This is a genomic window from Thauera linaloolentis 47Lol = DSM 12138 (genome assembly GCF_000310205.1).
In the GTDB taxonomy this organism is placed as follows: Bacteria; Pseudomonadota; Gammaproteobacteria; order Burkholderiales; family Rhodocyclaceae; genus Thauera; species Thauera linaloolentis.
In genome coordinates, this window is sequence record NZ_AMXE01000039.1 from 1 (window position 1) to 16647 (window position 16647).

Annotated in this window: 14 protein-coding genes; 7 read left to right on the plus strand and 7 right to left on the minus strand. The window is 69.2% G+C overall.

All coding sequences use genetic code 11. The features are described 5' to 3' along the window. The 7 genes from C666_RS11150 to C666_RS11180 form a co-directional block, all read right to left on the minus strand. Positions 1-541 (minus strand): TroA family protein (locus tag C666_RS11150; protein WP_211206744.1); only part of this gene is annotated, 541 nt, incomplete at its 3' end. Then, entirely contained in the window at positions 538-1086 is a 549-nt protein-coding gene (locus C666_RS11155; RefSeq protein ID WP_004338577.1) for a DUF2478 domain-containing protein, read from the minus strand. The genes C666_RS11150 and C666_RS11155, both read right to left, overlap by 4 nt. Before the next feature lie 82 nt (positions 1087-1168). After that, on the minus strand, positions 1169-3214 hold the full coding sequence (locus C666_RS11160; protein WP_028792493.1) for a TonB-dependent receptor plug domain-containing protein: 2046 nt from the start codon (positions 3212-3214) through the stop codon (positions 1169-1171). 162 nt (positions 3215-3376) lie between these two features. Then, positions 3377-3664: a putative hemolysin gene (locus tag C666_RS20810; protein WP_004338581.1), complete on the minus strand. Its 288-nt coding sequence runs from the start codon at positions 3662-3664 to the stop codon at positions 3377-3379. Between the two features lie 64 nt (positions 3665-3728). After that, the gene (locus C666_RS11170) at positions 3729-4907 is read right to left on the minus strand and encodes a vWA domain-containing protein (protein WP_004338583.1); all 1179 of its coding nucleotides are present in this window, start codon (positions 4905-4907) and stop codon (positions 3729-3731) included. Between the two features lie 43 nt (positions 4908-4950). Beyond that, the gene (locus C666_RS11175) at positions 4951-6345 is read right to left on the minus strand and encodes an EAL and HDOD domain-containing protein (protein WP_004338585.1); all 1395 of its coding nucleotides are present in this window, start codon (positions 6343-6345) and stop codon (positions 4951-4953) included. A gap of 15 nt (positions 6346-6360) precedes the next feature. Beyond that, positions 6361-7212 (minus strand): AAA family ATPase, encoded by an 852-nt coding sequence (locus C666_RS11180; RefSeq protein WP_004338588.1) that lies wholly within the window; start codon positions 7210-7212, stop codon positions 6361-6363. A 161-nt stretch (positions 7213-7373) separates the two neighbouring features. Between C666_RS11180 and C666_RS20950 the strand changes: the two genes are divergently transcribed. The 7 genes from C666_RS20950 to C666_RS11215 all read left to right on the plus strand — a co-directional run bounded on the left by C666_RS20950 (position 7374) and on the right by C666_RS11215 (position 16617). Then, the gene (locus tag C666_RS20950) at positions 7374-7982 is read left to right on the plus strand and encodes a c-type cytochrome (protein WP_004338589.1); all 609 of its coding nucleotides are present in this window, start codon (positions 7374-7376) and stop codon (positions 7980-7982) included. A 34-nt stretch (positions 7983-8016) separates the two neighbouring features. Beyond that, positions 8017-9066, plus strand: coding sequence for an RNA methyltransferase (locus tag C666_RS11190; protein WP_004338591.1), 1050 nt, complete (start codon positions 8017-8019; stop codon positions 9064-9066). Next, complete coding sequence (locus tag C666_RS11195; RefSeq protein WP_004338593.1) at positions 9063-10070, plus strand: DNA-3-methyladenine glycosylase 2; 1008 nt, start codon at positions 9063-9065, stop codon at positions 10068-10070. Before C666_RS11190 ends, C666_RS11195 begins: the two co-directional genes overlap by 4 nt. A 294-nt stretch (positions 10071-10364) precedes the next feature. Then, positions 10365-11144, plus strand: a complete 780-nt coding sequence (locus C666_RS11200; protein WP_004338594.1) for an SDR family oxidoreductase — start codon at positions 10365-10367, stop codon at positions 11142-11144. Positions 11145-11197: 53 nt separating this feature from the next. Further along, positions 11198-12262, plus strand: a complete 1065-nt coding sequence (locus tag C666_RS11205; protein WP_004338595.1) for a phosphotransferase — start codon at positions 11198-11200, stop codon at positions 12260-12262. Between the two features lie 184 nt (positions 12263-12446). Beyond that, a complete protein-coding gene (locus C666_RS11210; RefSeq protein WP_004338596.1) occupies positions 12447-14336 on the plus strand; it encodes an acyl-CoA dehydrogenase in 1890 nt (629 codons plus the stop codon). Beyond that, entirely contained in the window at positions 14320-16617 is a 2298-nt protein-coding gene (locus C666_RS11215) for a 3-hydroxyacyl-CoA dehydrogenase NAD-binding domain-containing protein (RefSeq protein WP_004338597.1), read from the plus strand. The genes C666_RS11210 and C666_RS11215 overlap by 17 nt, the downstream gene beginning before the upstream one ends. Positions 16618-16647 lie beyond the last annotated feature (30 nt).

The following is a 16647-nucleotide window of genomic DNA, read 5'->3' on the forward strand; positions in this document are numbered from 1 at the left end:
GGGCGAGCGCCTCGCCGCGCTCGCCCGCGCCCAGCAGGTGGCCCGTGTCGCGCAACTGGCGAGCGCTGTCGGCTAGGCGCCCGTCGATGAGTACATAGGGAATGCCGGTCTGGCGGTGAATGCGCTCGGCGCTGGACAGGTAGTTGCCATCCACGGTTCCGGCATCGACGATGATGTCCGGCCCGAGTGCGACGAGGCGTTCGAGCGGCATGGTGCTGCCGCGGCCGGCGAGGCGGCCGAGCACCGGCAGGGCGCGGGCCTGCGGGGCGAGCAGGGCGAGCGCGTCGGCGGACAGCGCCCAGGGCCAGCCGAGCAGCTTGTCGGGCACGACGGCATGGACGAGCACGGCGGCGGGCGCGCCCGCGGCGAACACATGGCGAATGCGCTCCGGCGCCGGCAGCGTGCCGAAGACGTACAGGCCGGGCACGGGCGCATGCGCGCTCCCCTTCGCCCGTGTCGTGCCTGCCGGCAGCCAGGCGGCGCAGGCCGCCAGCGCGAGGAAGGTCCGCCGCTTCATCGGCAGGCCGTCTGGCGGCATCACGATGCATGCCTCGCATGGGTGACGCCGACGAACCAGTCGTCCAGCGCGGCGCGCCTCGGCGGCAGCTCGGCGCCCTGGCCGCCGGTGAAGTCGCGCCAGTCGGCGAGGTAGGCTTCGCTGACCACGGTCAGCAAGGGTTGGCCCTCGTTGATCAGGGCCAGCATCTCGGCGGCCAGCCCGCTTCCGACCGCTTCCAGCGTGCCGAAGCGGTTCGCCACGGCAAGGTCGCTCCTGGTCTCGAGCGCCGTGCGCAAGGTGGCGCTGGCGGCCATGATGCAGCCGGGGTCGGGGCTGCAGGCAAGCGACCAGCGGCCCGTCTGGTGGAAGAGCGGAAAGTGGAGGCCGGTATCGAGGTCGATCAGGGCGGCCTTGAGCCTGCGGCTGCCGCAATGGCGCTGGACGACGCCGTGGATGCGCCAGCCCGAGTCGCGCAGGTCGAGCGCGAAGCGCGCGAGCAGTTCGTCGGCCTGGTCGCCGCGGCGGTGAACGATCGCCGCCAGCGGGGGCGTGCTCGGGGCGGATGCGGTAGAAAAAGGCGCTTTCATGGCTTTTCCTCGGGTGCGGCGCTGCGCACGGGCGAACCGGCTGCGGGGCGGGCATTTCTGCCCGCTCCCATCGGCGCTGCCGTCAGTAGCGGAGACGGGCGGTCAGCACGAAATTGCGTCCTTCCTGCGGATAGCCGTGCGTCAGTGCGTAGTCCTTGTCGAACAGGTTGCGCGCGTTCAGGGAAAGGTCGAACGCAGACGTTACCTGGTATGCGAGCTGCACGTTCACCAGGGTATGGGAACCGGTCCTGACATCCGGGCTGTTGGCCAGGGTGTTGGTGGACCAGCGGCTGCTCGCCGACTCGATGTAGGGCATCACCGCGAGGCGGTGCATCGGCGTCCATTTGGCATACAGCATGCCGGCGTGGCGGGGGATCTCGTTGCGGCTCAGCGTGCTGTTGACCGCGCTCCGGTCCAGCTCGATGTCGACGTCGGTGTAGGTGTAGTTGCCGCCGATCTCGAGCGCCGGAGTGACGAAGCCGTTGAGCGACAGTTCGATGCCCTTGAACGTGCCCTGGCCGACGTTCTGGTTCTGCGTGTAGAAGCGCCCCGAGCCAGCCGGGTATTCGACGTCGACGCCTTGCATCAGGTCGTCGATCTCGTTGTGGAAGAGCGCGATCTCGCCAAACCAGCCATCCGCGATGCGGTCGGACAGCGCCAGCTCGAAGTTCAGCGCCTTCTCCGGCTTCAGCCCGGGGTTCGAGGTGGCGCCGCCGAAGCGCGAGCTGAAGCGGTGGAACATGGTCGGCATGCTGATCCTGCGCGACACCGAGAAATCCAGCCTGCCCGTGTCTCTGTAGCGCCAGATGAGCGCGCCCTGGTAATTCCAGGCCGACGCGTCCTTGGCGTCGTATTCGAAGAACTGGGGCGTCTGGCTGGCGCTGAACTGCTCGACCTTTTTCGTCTTGCGGTCGTCGTAGCCGATGCCGCCGACCAGGTCCAGCGCGGGCGTGATGTGGAAGGTGTCCTCGACGGCGAAGGACCAGGTTTCTTCTTCCGCGTCCTGCTTCGGCGTCTCGAACGGCGGCGCGTACTCCTTGTCCCACGCGGTGTGCTCGTCGCTGCGGTAATGCAGCGCGGCCTTCAGCGTGTGGCGGCTGAAGTAGGTCGTTCCGCTTTCCAGCGAGAAGCCGTAGGAGGTGTCGTCATACGTGCTGAGGCTGTTGAAGTTGTGCATCATCAGTTCGTTGTCGAACTGGTTGTAGAAGGCTTTCGTCTTCAGGTAGGCGGTGTCGGACAACTGCGTGTGGGACAGCCAGTACAGGCTCCAGACGTCCCATTGGGGCCAGTCCCAGTCGCGATCACGGTTGCTGGGGTGGGTGCTGAACACCGCGCTCTTGGTTCCTTCCTGGCGGACGAAATTGACGGAGTATTCGTCGGTGCCGTTGGGGGTGTAGCCGAGCTTCAGGTTGAGGCGCTTGTCGCGCGAGTCGGAGCGGTCGCGGTCGCCGCCGGCTTCGCGGCTGGTGGCGTCGTAGTCGCGCGACAGCCGCCAGTGGTCGATGTCGCGCTGCTCGAAGCTGGCCTGCCAGTACCAGTCCTGCTGCTTGCCGCCGACGTTGCCGTAGTAGGCCAGGCCGTTGCGCTGCCCGCCTTCGCCCATCAGCATCGACAGCCGGCCTTCGGCCTCCAGCGGCTTGACCGGCTTGCGGGTGACGAGGTTGATCGCGCCGCCCATGCCGCCGGGGCCGTTCAGGACCGAGACATAGCCTTTGGATACCTGGATCTCCGACAGGTCCGGGGTCAGGAAACGGCCGATGTCGATACGGTTGTCGTAGGGCAGGTAGAGGCGGATGCCGTCCATCATCAGCGGCACGCGCCAGCTGTCGAAGCCGCGGATCCTGAAGTTGCCTTCGTTGCGCGAGCCGCTGCCCGGCGAGACGTTGACGCCGGGCAGCAGGTCTATCGCCTCGAGCAGGCCGTCCGTGCCGAAATCGTCCATCTGCGCGCGGCTTATCGTGCGGGTCGCGACCGCCTGCCCGCCGTCGTCGCGCTGCCCCGTCACCGTGATTTGCCCCAGTATGAACACGCGATCGCCGTCCTCCTCCCCGGGCTCGGTCTGCGCCATGGCAGGCTGCGCCATCGGCAGACACATCGCGATCGAACAGTACAGTGCTTTCTTTTTCACGGCCTCGCCCCCTGATTCGTAATATCTATTCGTATATAGCGGTTTGCAAAAAAACGCGGGCCGGCGCAATGGCTCGCTGCGTATAGGCGCCGTATTTCCCGCCGATGCGCGAAATATACGCTTGTATATTACGAAATCAAGGCTGCTCCGGGGCCCGGCCCATCAGCCCTCCGGGCGTGGATGGTCCTTGCGGAAGAGCGCCCATTCCTCGATCACGCTCCCGTCCGGCAGATGGCACATGCCGACCGCGTTGCCGTTCGCGTCCTTGCGGATCTCGAGCTTTCCGCCCTTGTCGATGCAGTGCGTCGATGCCGGGTTCGCCATTCCGACCGCCGCCGGTTCTTGTCCGGAGCCCGCCGTGCAGCCGATGGAAAGCAGGCAGATGGCCGAGATGGCGGGGAGGCCGATCCCGGGGGCGGTGCGTGTTTCTTTCGATGAAGTGTTCTTCAATTGCTGGCTCCTGTCGTGAGTCGATCAGAGGGCCACGGCGGCAGTGGCCCGTGCGGGGGTGCTGCTATTGCCGCTTCGATAGCCCCTGCATCGCGCGCGAGAGCCCGTCGAGCGTCATCGGGTACATGCGTTCCCTCATGATCTGGCGAATGATGTCGATCGACTGGCGGTATTCCCACAAGCGTTCCGGCTCGGGATTCAGCCAGGCGGCGGCGGGGTAGGCATCGAGCAGGCGCCGCAGCCAGGTGGCGCCGGCCTCGGCGTTCATGTGCTCGATGGAGCCGTGCGGATGCAGGATCTCGTAGGGGCTCATGGTGGCGTCGCCGACGAAGATCAGCTTGTAGTCCGGGCCGTACTTGTGGATGAGGTCGGGCAGCGGCGTGCGTTCGCTGTGGCGGCGGCGGTTGTCGCGCCACACGCCTTCATAGACGCAGTTGTGGAAATAGAAGTACTCGAGGTGCTTGAATTCCAGCCGGCAGGCGGAGAACAGCTCTTCACAGACCTTGACGTGGTCGTCCATCGAGCCGCCCACGTCGAGGAACAGCAGCACCTTCACCGCGTTGTGGCGCTCGGGCCGCATCAGCAGGTCGAGCCAGCCGGCGTTGCGCGCGGTGGCGGCGATGGTGCCGCCGAGGTCGAGTTCTTCGGCCGCGCCTTCGCGCGCAAAGCGGCGCAGCCGGCGCAGGGCGACCTTGATGTTGCGCGTGCCCAGTTCCACCGAATCGTCCAGGTTGCGGAATTCGCGTTTGTCCCACACCTTGACCGCGCTGCGGTTGCCCGCCGAGTCGCCGCCGATGCGGATGCCCTCGGGGTGGGTGCCGTTGTTGCCGAAGGGGGAGCTGCCGCCGGTGCCGATCCACTTGTTGCCGCCCTGGTGGCGGCCTTTCTGCTCGGTCAGGCGCTTGCGGAACGTGTCCATCAGCTTGTCCCAGCCGAGCTTTTCGAGCTTGGCGAGCTCTTCGGCCGTCAGGTGCTTCTTCGCCATCGCGCGCAGCCATTCCTCGGGCAGCTCGGCTTCCAGGCCGGGGATTTCGGTGACGCCCTTGAAGTACGTCCCGAAAGCCTGGTCGAAGCGGTCATAGAGCGATTCGTCCTTGACCAGGCAGGCGCGCGAGAAAACGTAGAAGTCGTCGATCGACGGCCCGCAGACATGGTTGCGCAGGCCTTCGAGCAGGGTCAGGAACTCGCGCGTGGACACCGGCAGTTTGTGCGCCTTGAGATGCAGGAAGAAGTCGATCAGCATCGCGGTAGCCTCCGCGGAATGCGCCCGCGCGCCGCAAGGCCGTTCATTGCTGGATGTCCATTGCCCATAGCAGCGCCTGTATGTGGCAATGGGAAGCCCGGTCCGGCGTCACGCCGCAGCGTTCGGCGGCCTGCTGCAGGTGTTCGCGATCGGCGTTGCCGCGCTCGCAGGCCATGGCGAGTTCGAGCAGGGGAGAGAGCGGGCCTTCGCCCTTTTTCAGTGCCAGCGTCACCTCGGGCGCGAGCGCCAGCGGCGCGAGCGCCTTGTCGAGCGGTACCTGCATGATCACGTCGGCGAGCGACAGCAGGCCGACGAGGAAGAGCGATTCGCGCCGCGCCAGTGGCTGCTCTTCGGCCAGCAGCTCCATCATGCGCGCGCGCACCAGTGCGGTCTCCAGCGCCGCCGCGGCGCGGCCGTTGCTGCCGTCGGTGCTGCAGGCGAGCAGCACCAGCCAGCGATAGAGGCGGTCGTGGCCGAGCATGGCGAGCGCGTGTTCGATCGAAGCGATCGGCTCAGGGTGGGTGCTGGCCGCCGAATTGACGTAGCGCAGCAGGCGCAGCGACAGGGCGCCGTCCTGCTTGAGCAGCGCGGAAATCTCGCGCGTGTCGCCATCGGTGCGCAGGCGGCCGATCAGCGTCGCGATGCGCGCCGTGTTGGGGCCGAGGTCGCGCTCGGCCCAGTCCTCGCGGCTGGTGATGAATGGCCCCTGGAACAGGCTGGCGCCCATCTTGAAGGCGAAGCGGAAGTCCTCCAGCGACGGCAGGTCGCGCACCAGCAGGCGGGCCTGCGGCGCCGCGTCGGCGAGCAGGCGGCTGAGCTGAAGGCCGCGGCGGGCGTCCAGGGTCGGCGCGCGCAGGATGATCGCGTCCGCCAGCGGCAGCAGCGGTGTGAACTCGCTGATGATCATCGGGTCGGGCAGGCCAAAACGGAAGCCCGCCTGGCGCAGGCGCGCCATCGTTTCGCCCAGCACCTCGATCTGGGGGCCCTTGTCTTCGGCATGGGGTGTGGGGACGAGCACGATGTTCTGCGCCGGCAGATCGGCCAGGCAGGGGTGTGACAGGAAGGAGTCGGGGACGTCGATGAAGGCCACGCGATGGCCCAGCAGCCGGCCGATGTCGGCGCTGACGAGGTTGCGCACCAGCACCTCGGCATACAGGTGGTGCACCCGCCGGCTGCTGTGGCGGATGCGGTTGCGCGTGCCCTCGTGGAGCATGAATTGGTAGCCGGTGATGCGCTGGTCGCGGCCCAGGACGGCCTCGCGGCACAGGTAGGTGGCGATGGCGCCGCCGTCCTCGCCCTGGCCTTCGCCCGCCGCTGCTTCGCGCAGCGGCGCATTGCGGTTGAGCTGCTCGAAGTCCTGCGGGTCGGCGGCGCGCGCGCCTGCCCGCGCCGCGCCGTGGCGGCGCCCCAGCAGCCAGTCGAGAAAGGCCTTCAGCATTCGGTGTGCGCCCGTTCAGCGATTGTTGCGCGCCATCGTCACGAGGCGCTCGAAGAGGTGCATGTCCTGCTCGTTCTTGAGTAGCGCCCCGTGCAGCGGCGGCACCACGGTCTTGCCGTCCTGGCTGTGCAGGGCCTCGGGCGAGATGTCCTCGGCGACGAGCAGCTTGAGCCAGTCGATCAGTTCGGAGGTCGAGGGTTTCTTCTTTAGCCCTGGAATGTCGCGCAGGCCGAAGAAGACCTCCAGCGCCTCGCTCAGCAACTGCTTGCGGATGCCCGGGAAGTGCACGTCCACGATGCGCTGCATGGTGTCGCGGTCGGGGAAGCGGATGTAGTGGAAGAAGCAGCGGCGCAGAAAGGCGTCGGGCAGTTCCTTTTCGTTGTTCGAGGTGATGAAGACGATGGGGCGGTGGCGCGCGCTCACGGTCTGGCGCGTCTCGTACACATGGAATTCCATGCGGTCGAGCTCGCGCAGCAGGTCGTTGGGAAACTCGATGTCGGCCTTGTCGATCTCGTCGATCAGCACCACGGTCGGCTCATCGGCCTCGAAGGCCTGCCACAGCACGCCCTTGACGATGTAGTTGGCGATGTCCTTGACGCGGTCGTCACCGAGCTGGGAATCGCGCAGGCGCGACACCGCGTCGTATTCGTACAGCCCTTGCTGGGCCTTGGTGGTGGACTTGATGTGCCACTGCAACAGCGGCAGCCCGAGCGCGCCGGCAACCTCCTCGGCCAGCATCGTCTTGCCGGTGCCGGGCTCGCCCTTGATCAGCAGCGGACGTTGCAGGCGGATGGCGGCATTGACCGCCAGCATCAGGTCGGGCGTGGCGACGTAGTCGCTCGAACCTTCGAAGCGCAGCGTGGACATGCGGGATTCCTCTGATTAATTCTTGGCGATTATAAGGCTAGCGTTACGGAAAACCGGCGGCGCGTCCGCTGGCCCGGCGGCGCGCATTCCGGCGCGGGGCGCCGGGCGAGGCGGGCGTGGTCGACAACGGCTTGTGCAGCACCCCCGACGGAGGGTTCGACATGCAGGGACGACATCTGGTTTGCGGCCTGGCGCTGGTGTTGGCAGGGCTGTCCGCAGGCGCCGCCGAGGGCGATGCCGACGCGGCCAAAGGCAAGATCTCCATGTGCATCGGCTGTCACGGCATCGAGGGCTACCGCACCTCCTTCCCCGAAGTGTACCGGGTGCCCAAGCTGGGCGGCCAGTATCCCGAGTACATCGTCGCCGCGCTGCAGGTCTACAAGTCGGGCGAGCGCAGCCACCCCACCATGCAGGGTGTCGCCGGCGGCCTGTCCGAACAGGACATGGCCGACCTGGCGGCCTACTACGGCGCACTGCCGGCCACATCCGCGCCCGAACCGGCGCAGGCGGCCGGCAGCCCGCTGCGCGGCAAGGAAAAATCCGAAGTCTGCGCCGCCTGTCATGGCGCCGACGGCAACAGTCCGCTGCCGACCTTCCCGCGCATCGGCGGCCAGCATCCGGACTACCTGTTGCAGGCCCTGCTCGACTACAAGGCGGGCAGGCGCAAGAACCCGATCATGGCGGCGCAGGTCGAGGCCTTGTCGAAGCAGGACATGGCCGATCTCGCCGCCTGGTACGGGGCGCAGCAGGGCCTGTACGTCAAGCGCTGACGGCGCCGTGCGCCGGTGCTACGATGCCGGCCCCATGCGCATCGAAAACCTTCGCGCCCGCCTGCAGGCGCTGGGCGCAAAACCCTGTCATGAAGACCGCCTGATGCGGGCCTGGCTGCAAGGCCTGCCGCTCGGCGGCGGGCCGCGTCCGCAGCAGGATTTCCTGCCGCTGGCGGTGCGCCGGGCCCTGCCGGACATCGCCGCCGGCCTCGACGGGCTGGCGCGTCTGCGCTCGCAGCATCCGGGCGAGGACGGCTCGTCGCGCCTCCTGGTCGAGCTGGCCGACGGCCAGACGGTGGAGAGCGTGCTGCTGCCGCGCGACGGGCTGTGCGTGTCCACCCAGGTCGGCTGCGCGGTGGGCTGCCTGTTCTGCATGACCGGCAAGGACGGCCTGCTGCGCCAGCTCGGCAGTGCCGAAATCGTTGCCCAGGTGGCGCTGGCGCGCAGCCTGCGCCGGGTGCACAAAGTGGTGTTCATGGGCATGGGAGAGCCGGCCCACAACCTCGACAACGTCGTCGAGGCGATCGAGGCGCTCGGCACCGACGGCGCGATCCCGCACAAGAACCTGGTGTTCTCCACGGTCGGCGACGCCCGCGTGTTCGAACGCCTGCCGCAGCTTCGGGTGAAGCCCGCGCTGGCGCTGTCGCTGCACACCACCCGCGCCGAACTGCGCGCGCAACTGCTGCCGCGCGCGCCGCGCATGGCGCCGGAAGAACTGGTCGAGCGCGGCGAAGCCTATGCGCGCGCCACCGGCTATCCCATCCAGTACCAATGGACGCTGATCGAAGGCGTCAATGACGGCGCCGAGGAACTCGAAGGCATCGTCCGCCTGCTTGCCGGCAAGTACGCGGTGATGAACATGATCCCGTTCAATGCCGTGGAAGGGCTCGCCTACCGGCGGCCGAGCTGGGAAAGGGCGGCCGAAATCGCGCGCTGGCTGCACCAGCACCGCATCCTGACCAAGCTGCGGCGCTCGGCCGGGCAGGACGTGGATGCCGGCTGCGGGCAACTGCGCGCGCGCGAGATCAAGCTCGGCTTCGTGGCGCGCCAGCAGCGGATCGTCCGGCGGGAGGCAGAGGCATGAGCACGGCGCCGGGCCGCCCGGGGGCAAGCTCCGCGGCCGAAGGCGTGCCGGGGAACCGGCTGCGCTGCCGTCTGCCGCTGCCTGCGGGTTTTCGCGCCGCGGACGTGCTCGCCTTCCACCGCCGCGACCCGCAGCAGATCGCCGAACGCATCCAGGACGCCGGTCCGGAGCCGGGGCTGGACAAGGCTTTCGTCTGGGCCGGACGCGCGGCCTGCGTGACCATCCGCTTCGAGGCCGCAGCGCTCGGGAACGGCATCACGGAACCAAGCCAGGTGCGGGCGGAGTGCGTCATCGACGGCGCATCCGGCGCGGCGGACGGATACGGTGATGCCGTGCAAGCCGATTTCGAACGCCTGGCGCGGCACATGCTCGGGCTGGCGCAGCCGGTCGAGGCGTTCGAGCGCGCCCATGCCGCCCACCCGCTACTGGGGCCGCTGATCCGGCGCAACGCCGGCCTGCGCGTGCCGCAGGCGGCGACGCCCTTCGAGGCCATCAGCTGGGCCATCCTCGGCCAGCAGATCAGCCTGAGCGCCGCGGTGGCGCTGCGCCGCCGGCTGATCCAGGCCGTCGGCCGCCGCCATTCGTCCGGCTTGCTCTGCTACCCGGATGCCACCAGCCTGCTGCAGGTCGACGCCGCCGCGCTGCGCGCCGCGGGTTGCTCGCAAGCCAAGGCCGACGCGCTGCTGGGGCTGGCGCGGGCCGTGGCGGACGGGCGGCTTCCGCTCGACGAATGGCTGCGAACACTGCCGGTGGACGACATCCGCGCCGGCCTGCTCGCCATTCGCGGCATCGGGCCGTGGACGATCAACTACGCTCTGCTGCGCGGTTTCGGCTCGCTCGACGGCTCGCTGCACGGTGACGTCGCCGTGCGGCGCGGACTGCAGCGGCTGCTCGGCAGGGCAGAGCCGGTCGGCGAGGCCGAAACGCGGCAATGGCTCGAAGCCTTCGCACCGTGGCGCGCGCTGGTGGCGGCGCATTTGTGGACGGTGAAGGCGGAAGGCTGAAGCCGCTTCCGGCGTGGAGCCCGGCAGGGAGCGCGGCGTAAAGGCGCAGCCGCCGAGCCTACTTTCGACGTCAGCGTGGGCGCTGCCATGCCGCTGCTGCGGACGTGGCAGCGGCGGGGCCGCCACGCCGACCAGCCAATAGACGCAAGACGCCCGTTCCGCCCCCGAATAGCCTGAATGTCAAGACCGGAGCCGCCAAGCGCAGCGCCGAGGGCGTGTCCGCCTGTCCCGCGGATGCCGCTCCGCGACCCCCCACGAGTCGGTGCAAATCCGCGCATTCAGGAGACAGTGAAAATGTCATCGATCTTTCCTACGCCGTCGTTCGAGCTCACCGGCAAACTGGCCTTGGTGACCGGCGCCAGCCGCGGCATCGGCGAAGCAGTCGCGCACACGCTGGCCGCCAGCGGCGCGCAGGTGCTGGTGGCCAGCCGCAAGGCGGATGCCTGCGAGCGGGTGGCCGAGGCGATCCGCGAGCAAGGCGGGCTGGCGCGCGCCCTGCCATTCCACACCGGCGACGTGGAGCAGATCCAGCGCGCCTTCGAAATCGTCGCTGCCGACTACGGCCGGCTCGACATCCTGGTGAACAACGCCGCGACCAACCCGTACTTCGGCCCCATCGTCGACACCGACCCGGCCGCGTTCCAGAAGACCATGGACGTGAACGTGCGCGGCTTCTTCTTCTGTTCCTCGCTGGGCGTCAGGCTGATGGCGCGCCACGGTAGCGGCAGCATCGTCAATGTCGCCTCGATCAATGCCGTCGCGCCGGGGCCGGGGCAGGGCGTGTATTCGATCACCAAGGGCGCGGTGGTCACGATGACGCGCGCCTTCGCCGCCGAATGTGCGCCGCTGGGGGTGCGCGTCAACGCGCTGCTGCCCGGCGTGACCGATACCCGCTTCGCCGCGGCGCTGGTGGACGATCCGGCCTTGCTCGACGCCATGCTGGCGCGGGTGCCGCTCAAGCGTGTGGCACAGCCTTCGGAAATGGCGGGCGCGGTGCTGTATCTGGCCTCCGCCGCGTCGAGCTACACCACCGGCGCCTGCCTCACGGTGGATGGCGGCTTCCTGGCCCATTGAGCCATCGGCCCGGCAACCCACCTCCCTGCGAACCATTGACGCGGAGCGCGAACATGCGGAACGACTTTGTCGGCACGATGCCGATGCAGCAAAAACAGGCTTTCGAGGTCGAGCGGCTGGCGGCCTATCTGCGCGGGCACATCGCCGGCTTCGACGGCCCCCTGACGGTGGAGCAGTTCAAGGGCGGCCAATCCAACCCTACCTTCCTGCTCAGTGCCGGTGACGCGCGCTATGTGTTGCGCCGCAAGCCGCCGGGCAAGCTGTTGCCGTCAGCGCACGCGGTGGACCGTGAATACCGCGTCATCACCGCGCTGCGCGACAGCGCGGTGCCGGTGGCGCGTACCTACTGCCTGTGCGAGGACGACGGCGTGATTGGCACGCCCTTCTACGTGATGGAATACGTGGCTGGCCGGGTGCTGTGGGAGGGCGACCTGCCCGGCTTCGGCGTGGCCGAGCGCGGCGCGGTGTATGACGAGATGAACCGCGTCATTGCCGCCCTGCACCGTGTCGACCCGCAGGCGGTGGGGTTGGCCGACTACGGCAAGCCGGGCAACTACTTCGAGCGCCAGATCGCGCGCTGGAGCCGCCAGTACCGCGCCTCCGAAACCGAGCGCATCGATGCCATGGAACGGCTGATCGCGTGGCTGCCGGCGCATATTCCGCCGGGCGAGGAAACCGCCATCGTGCACGGCGATTTCCGCCTCGACAATCTCATCTTCGCCGCCGACGCCCCGCGCCTGATCGCGGTGCTGGACTGGGAGTTGTCCACCCTCGGCCATCCGCTGGCGGATTTCTCCTATCACATGCTGCCGTGGTATCTGCGGCCGGACGAGTTTCGCGGGCTGGTGGGTTTCGACCTGCCCGCCCTCGGCATTCCGTCGGCGGAAGACTATCTGGCGCGCTACTGCCAGCGCACCGGCCGCGTCGTCGAGCCCGAGGCCTGGCGCTTCTATCTGGCCTACAACCTGTTCCGGCTGGCGGCGATCCTGCAGGGCATCATGGCGCGCGCAGTCGATGGCACTGCGTCCAGCCAGCATGCGCAGACCACCGGCGCGCGCGCCCGCGTCGTCGCCGAAGCCGGCTGGCGCCAGGTCGAGCGCATCGGTCACGCCGGGTAGCGTGCCGCCCGTTGGGGGGCGGACGTAATGGGTTGCTGTAGCCAGGCGCCGACCCCCCCGATCGACCCACGCCCTCAACGCCCGACACGACCAATTGACGCAAGCCCCCGGCCGCCCGCTTGGCTAAGGTGTCTGCCATCGGCGCCGCCTGCTCTGGCGCGCCACCTTATCTCGGGAGAACGCCATGGCCGGACTGCTGGACCGCCGCGAGCTGGATTTTCTGCTCTACGAATTGCTCGACACCGCCGCGCTGCCGGGGCGCCCGCGCTACCGCGAGCATTCGCGCGAGGTGTTCGACACGGCCATCGACTTGTTCGCCCGTATCGCCGCCGCGCAGTTCGCGCCCTACTACCGCAAGGGGGATGTCGAGGAGCCGCACTTCGACGGCGAGCGGGTGCATCTGATTCCGGAAACCCAGGTGGCCTGGGACACGCTGCGCGCCAGCGGTTTCCTCAAGGCCCACTGCGACGAGGCCGAGGGCGGCCTGCAACTGCCCGAGATCGTGCTGCGCGCCGCCATGGCGCACCTGATGGTGGCCAACGGGCCGGCCACCGCGTATCCGTTTCTCACGCTGGGGGTGATCAACCTGCTGCGCGCCTTTGGCAGCGAGGCGCAGAAAGCGCGCTACCTCGGGCCGCTGATGGACGGCGAATGCGCCGGCACGATGGCGCTCACCGAGCCGGATCAGGGCTCCGCGCTCGGCGACATCCGCACCCGTGCCGAGCCGCAGCCGGACGGCAGCTACCGCCTGTTCGGGCAGAAGATGTTCATCTCCGGCGGCGAGCACGAACTGAGTGCCAACATCGTGCACATGGTGCTGGCCCGCATTGCCGGCGCGCCGGCCGGTGCACGCGGCATTTCACTGTTCCTGGTGCCGAAATGGCTGCCGGGCGATGGGGACGGTGATATCGATGTCGAGGCGGCCGGCACCCCCGCCGCGCGTTCCGCCCGCCGCAACGACGTGGCGCTGGCCGGCCTGCTGCACAAGATGGGACAGCGCAATTCGGTCACCACGGTGCTCAACTTCGGCGAGGCCGGCGGCGCGGTGGGTTATCTGGTCGGTGCGGCCGGGCGGGGGCTGGCGTGCATGTTCCAGATGATGAACGAGGCCCGCATCGGCGTCGGCCTGAATGCCGCCGCCACCGCGCTGCGCGGCTACCGCTATGCGCTCGACTACGCCCGCAGCCGCAAGCAAGGCCGCCCGGCGTCGCACAAGCAGCCGCTGTCGCCGCAAGTGGCGCTGACCGCGCATGCCGACGTGCGGCGCATGCTGCTGGCGCAGAAAGCCTATGCCGAAGGCGGCCTGGCGCTGTGCCTGTATGCCAGCGCGCTTTTCGAGGATGAGCGTACCCACCCCGAGGCGGCGGCGCGGCAGCGCGCCGGCGAACTGCTGGACCTGCTCACCCCCGTGGTCAAGTCCTGGCCGGCCAAATATGGCTTCGCCGCCAACGACCTGGCCATCCAGGTGCTCGGCGGCGCCGGCTACACCCGCGAGCACCCGGTCGAGCAGTTGCTGCGCGACCAACGCATCAACGCCATCCACGAAGGCACGGAGGGCATCCACGGCCTCGACCTGCTCGGCCGCAAGCTGCGCCAGCACGGTGGCGCCGGTTTCGGCCACCTGCGCGCCGAAGTGGCCGCAACCGTCGCCGCCGCGCGCGCCGAGGCGGTGCTGGCGCCGTTGGCGGTGGCGCTGGAAACCCACTGGCGCCTGCTCGACGACACCTCCACGGCACTGCTGGCGGCCCAGGCGGCCGATATCGACCGCGCGCTGGCCAATGCCACGGCTTATCTGGATGTCTTCGGCCGCGTGGTGATGGGCTGGCTGTGGCTGCGCCAGGCATGCATCGCGGTGCGGCGGCTGGCCGACCTGGGAGCGGGGGCCGACGGCGGTGACGGCGCCGGGGCTGAGGATGAACGCGAGGGCGCAAGCGAAGCCCATTTCTATCGCGGCAAGCTGCAGGCGGCGCGCTGGTATCTGGCCTGGGAACTGCCGGCCATCGTGCCGCTGTGCCGGCTGCTGGGCGACGGCGACACCGTGGCGTACGAGATGCGCGATGCGTGGTTTGGATGACACGGAGGCACCGCGTTCCGCACAGGCAGGCGTGCCGGAACGCGGCGAAACGATGAACGACAAGGCGATTGTGGATGAAGAGGGCAAGCGGATGCGTGATGCGATGAACGACAGTGTGACCCTGGAGCGGGCAGGCCGTATCGGCCTGATCCGTATCGACCATCCGCCGGTGAATGCACTCGCCGGGCCGGTGCGTACCGGGTTGCGCACGGCGGTCGATCGGTTGGCCGCCGAGGCGGTTCCGGGAGGGACCGCCGCCGGGGGATTGGCGGCGGTGGTGGTGTATGCGGCGGGGCGCACTTTCGTCGCCGGCGGCGATATCGCCGAGTTCGACGACCCGGACTACGACATCACCCATTTGCTCGACACGTTGGCACGGCTGGAAGGGCTGGCGCTGCCCGTCGTGGCGGCGCTGCACGGCAGCGTGCTCGGCGGCGGGCTGGAAATCGCCATGGCCTGCCACTACCGCGTGGCGCAGGCCGGCACGCGGCTGGGGCAGCCGGAAGTGCGCCTCGGGCTGCTGCCCGGTGCCGGCGGCACGCAGCGCCTGCCGCGCCTGGTGGGCGCCGGGCGGGCGCTGGAGATGATGCTGGACGGCCAGCCGATCGGCACCGACGAGGCGCTGCGGCTGGGGCTGATCGATGCGGTGACCGACGGCGACCCGCGCACGGCCGCGCTGGCCTATGCCGAAAACCTGCTGGCGCAGGGCGCCGGCCCACGCCGCAGTGCCGAGCGCCCGGTCATGGTCACGGCCGGGGCTGGGGCCGGGAACGAGGCCGCGGCCGCGGCTACGGAGGTCGCGGACTTCTTCGCCCGGCGCCGTACCGCGCTGGCGGCGCGGGCGGCGGTGTACCCGGCCTTGCCGCGCATCGTCGATGCCGTGGAGGCCGGCTGCACGCAAGGTTTCGCCGCCGGTCTGGCGGTCGAAACCCAGGCCTTCCAGGCCTGCCTGCGCGCGCCGCAGTCGCAGGCCATGCGCGCGTTGTTCTTCGCTGAACGCGAGGCGGCCAAGCTGCCCGGCCTGCCGGCCGACGTGGCCTTGCGCCCGATTCGCCGCGTCGGCGTGGTCGGTGCCGGCACCATGGGCGGCGGCATCGCCATGAACTTCGCCAACGCCGGCATTCCGGTGGTGCTCGTCGATACCAGCGCCGAGGCGCTGGCGCGCGGCCTGGACATCGTGCGCCGCAACTACCAGGCCAGCGCCGCGCGCGGCAAGCTCGATGTCGCCGAGGTCGAACGCCGCATGGCCTGCCTCCACGGCACGCTGGCGCTGGCCGACCTGGGCGACTGCGACCTGGTCATCGAGGCCGTGTTCGAGAACATGGCGCTCAAGCTGCAGGTGTGCGCGCAGCTGGGCGAGGTGTGCCGGCCGGGCGCGATCATCGCCACCAACACCTCGACGCTGGACATGGACGCGCTGGCGCGCGCCAGCGGCCGCGCCGGCGATTTCGTCGGCATGCATTTCTTCAGCCCGGCCAACGTCATGCGCCTGCTCGAAGTGGTGCGCGGTGCCCACACCGCCCCCGAGGTGCTGGCCACGGTCGTGCGGTTGGCGCGCACCATCGGCAAGGTCGCGGTGGTGTCCGGCGTGTGCTACGGCTTCATCGGCAACCGCATGCTCGAAAGCTATCTGCGCGAATCCGAATTCCTGCTGCTCGAAGGCGCCAGCCCGGCGCGCATCGACGCCGCCATCCAGTCGCTCGGCCTGCCGATGGGGCCGTGCCGCATGCTCGACATGGCTGGGCTCGACGTGGCCGCCAAGGTGGTCATCGAACACCTCAAGGCCGGCGGCCTGCCGCCGGACCCCAGCTACCGCGCGGCGGTGCAGCGCATGTTCGCGCTCGGCCGCTTCGGCCAGAAAACCGGTGCCGGCTACTACCGCTACGACGGCCGCACGCCGCTGCCCGACCCCGAGGTGGCCGACATCTGCCGCGCGCTGGCCGCCGAGCACGGCATCGCGCAGCGCGACGACATCGGCGACGACGAAATCATCGAACGCTGCCTGTATCCGCTCATCAACGAAGGTGCACGCATTCTCGAAGAAGGCATTGCCTACCGCCCCGGCGACATCGACGTGGTGTGGACCTGCGGCTACGGCTTCCCCGACCACCGCGGCGGGCCCATGCACATGGCCGACCGCCTCGGCGCCGCGCACATCGTGCGCCGCCTCGAACATTACGCGCGCCAGCGCGGCAACCCCCACGGCTACTGGGACCGCTCGGCGCTGCTGGCGCGCCTGGCCGAACACGGCGGCCGCCTGGCCGATTTTCGCGGCGCCTGAACCCCGCCGCCCCGCACTCTGGAGTCTGAA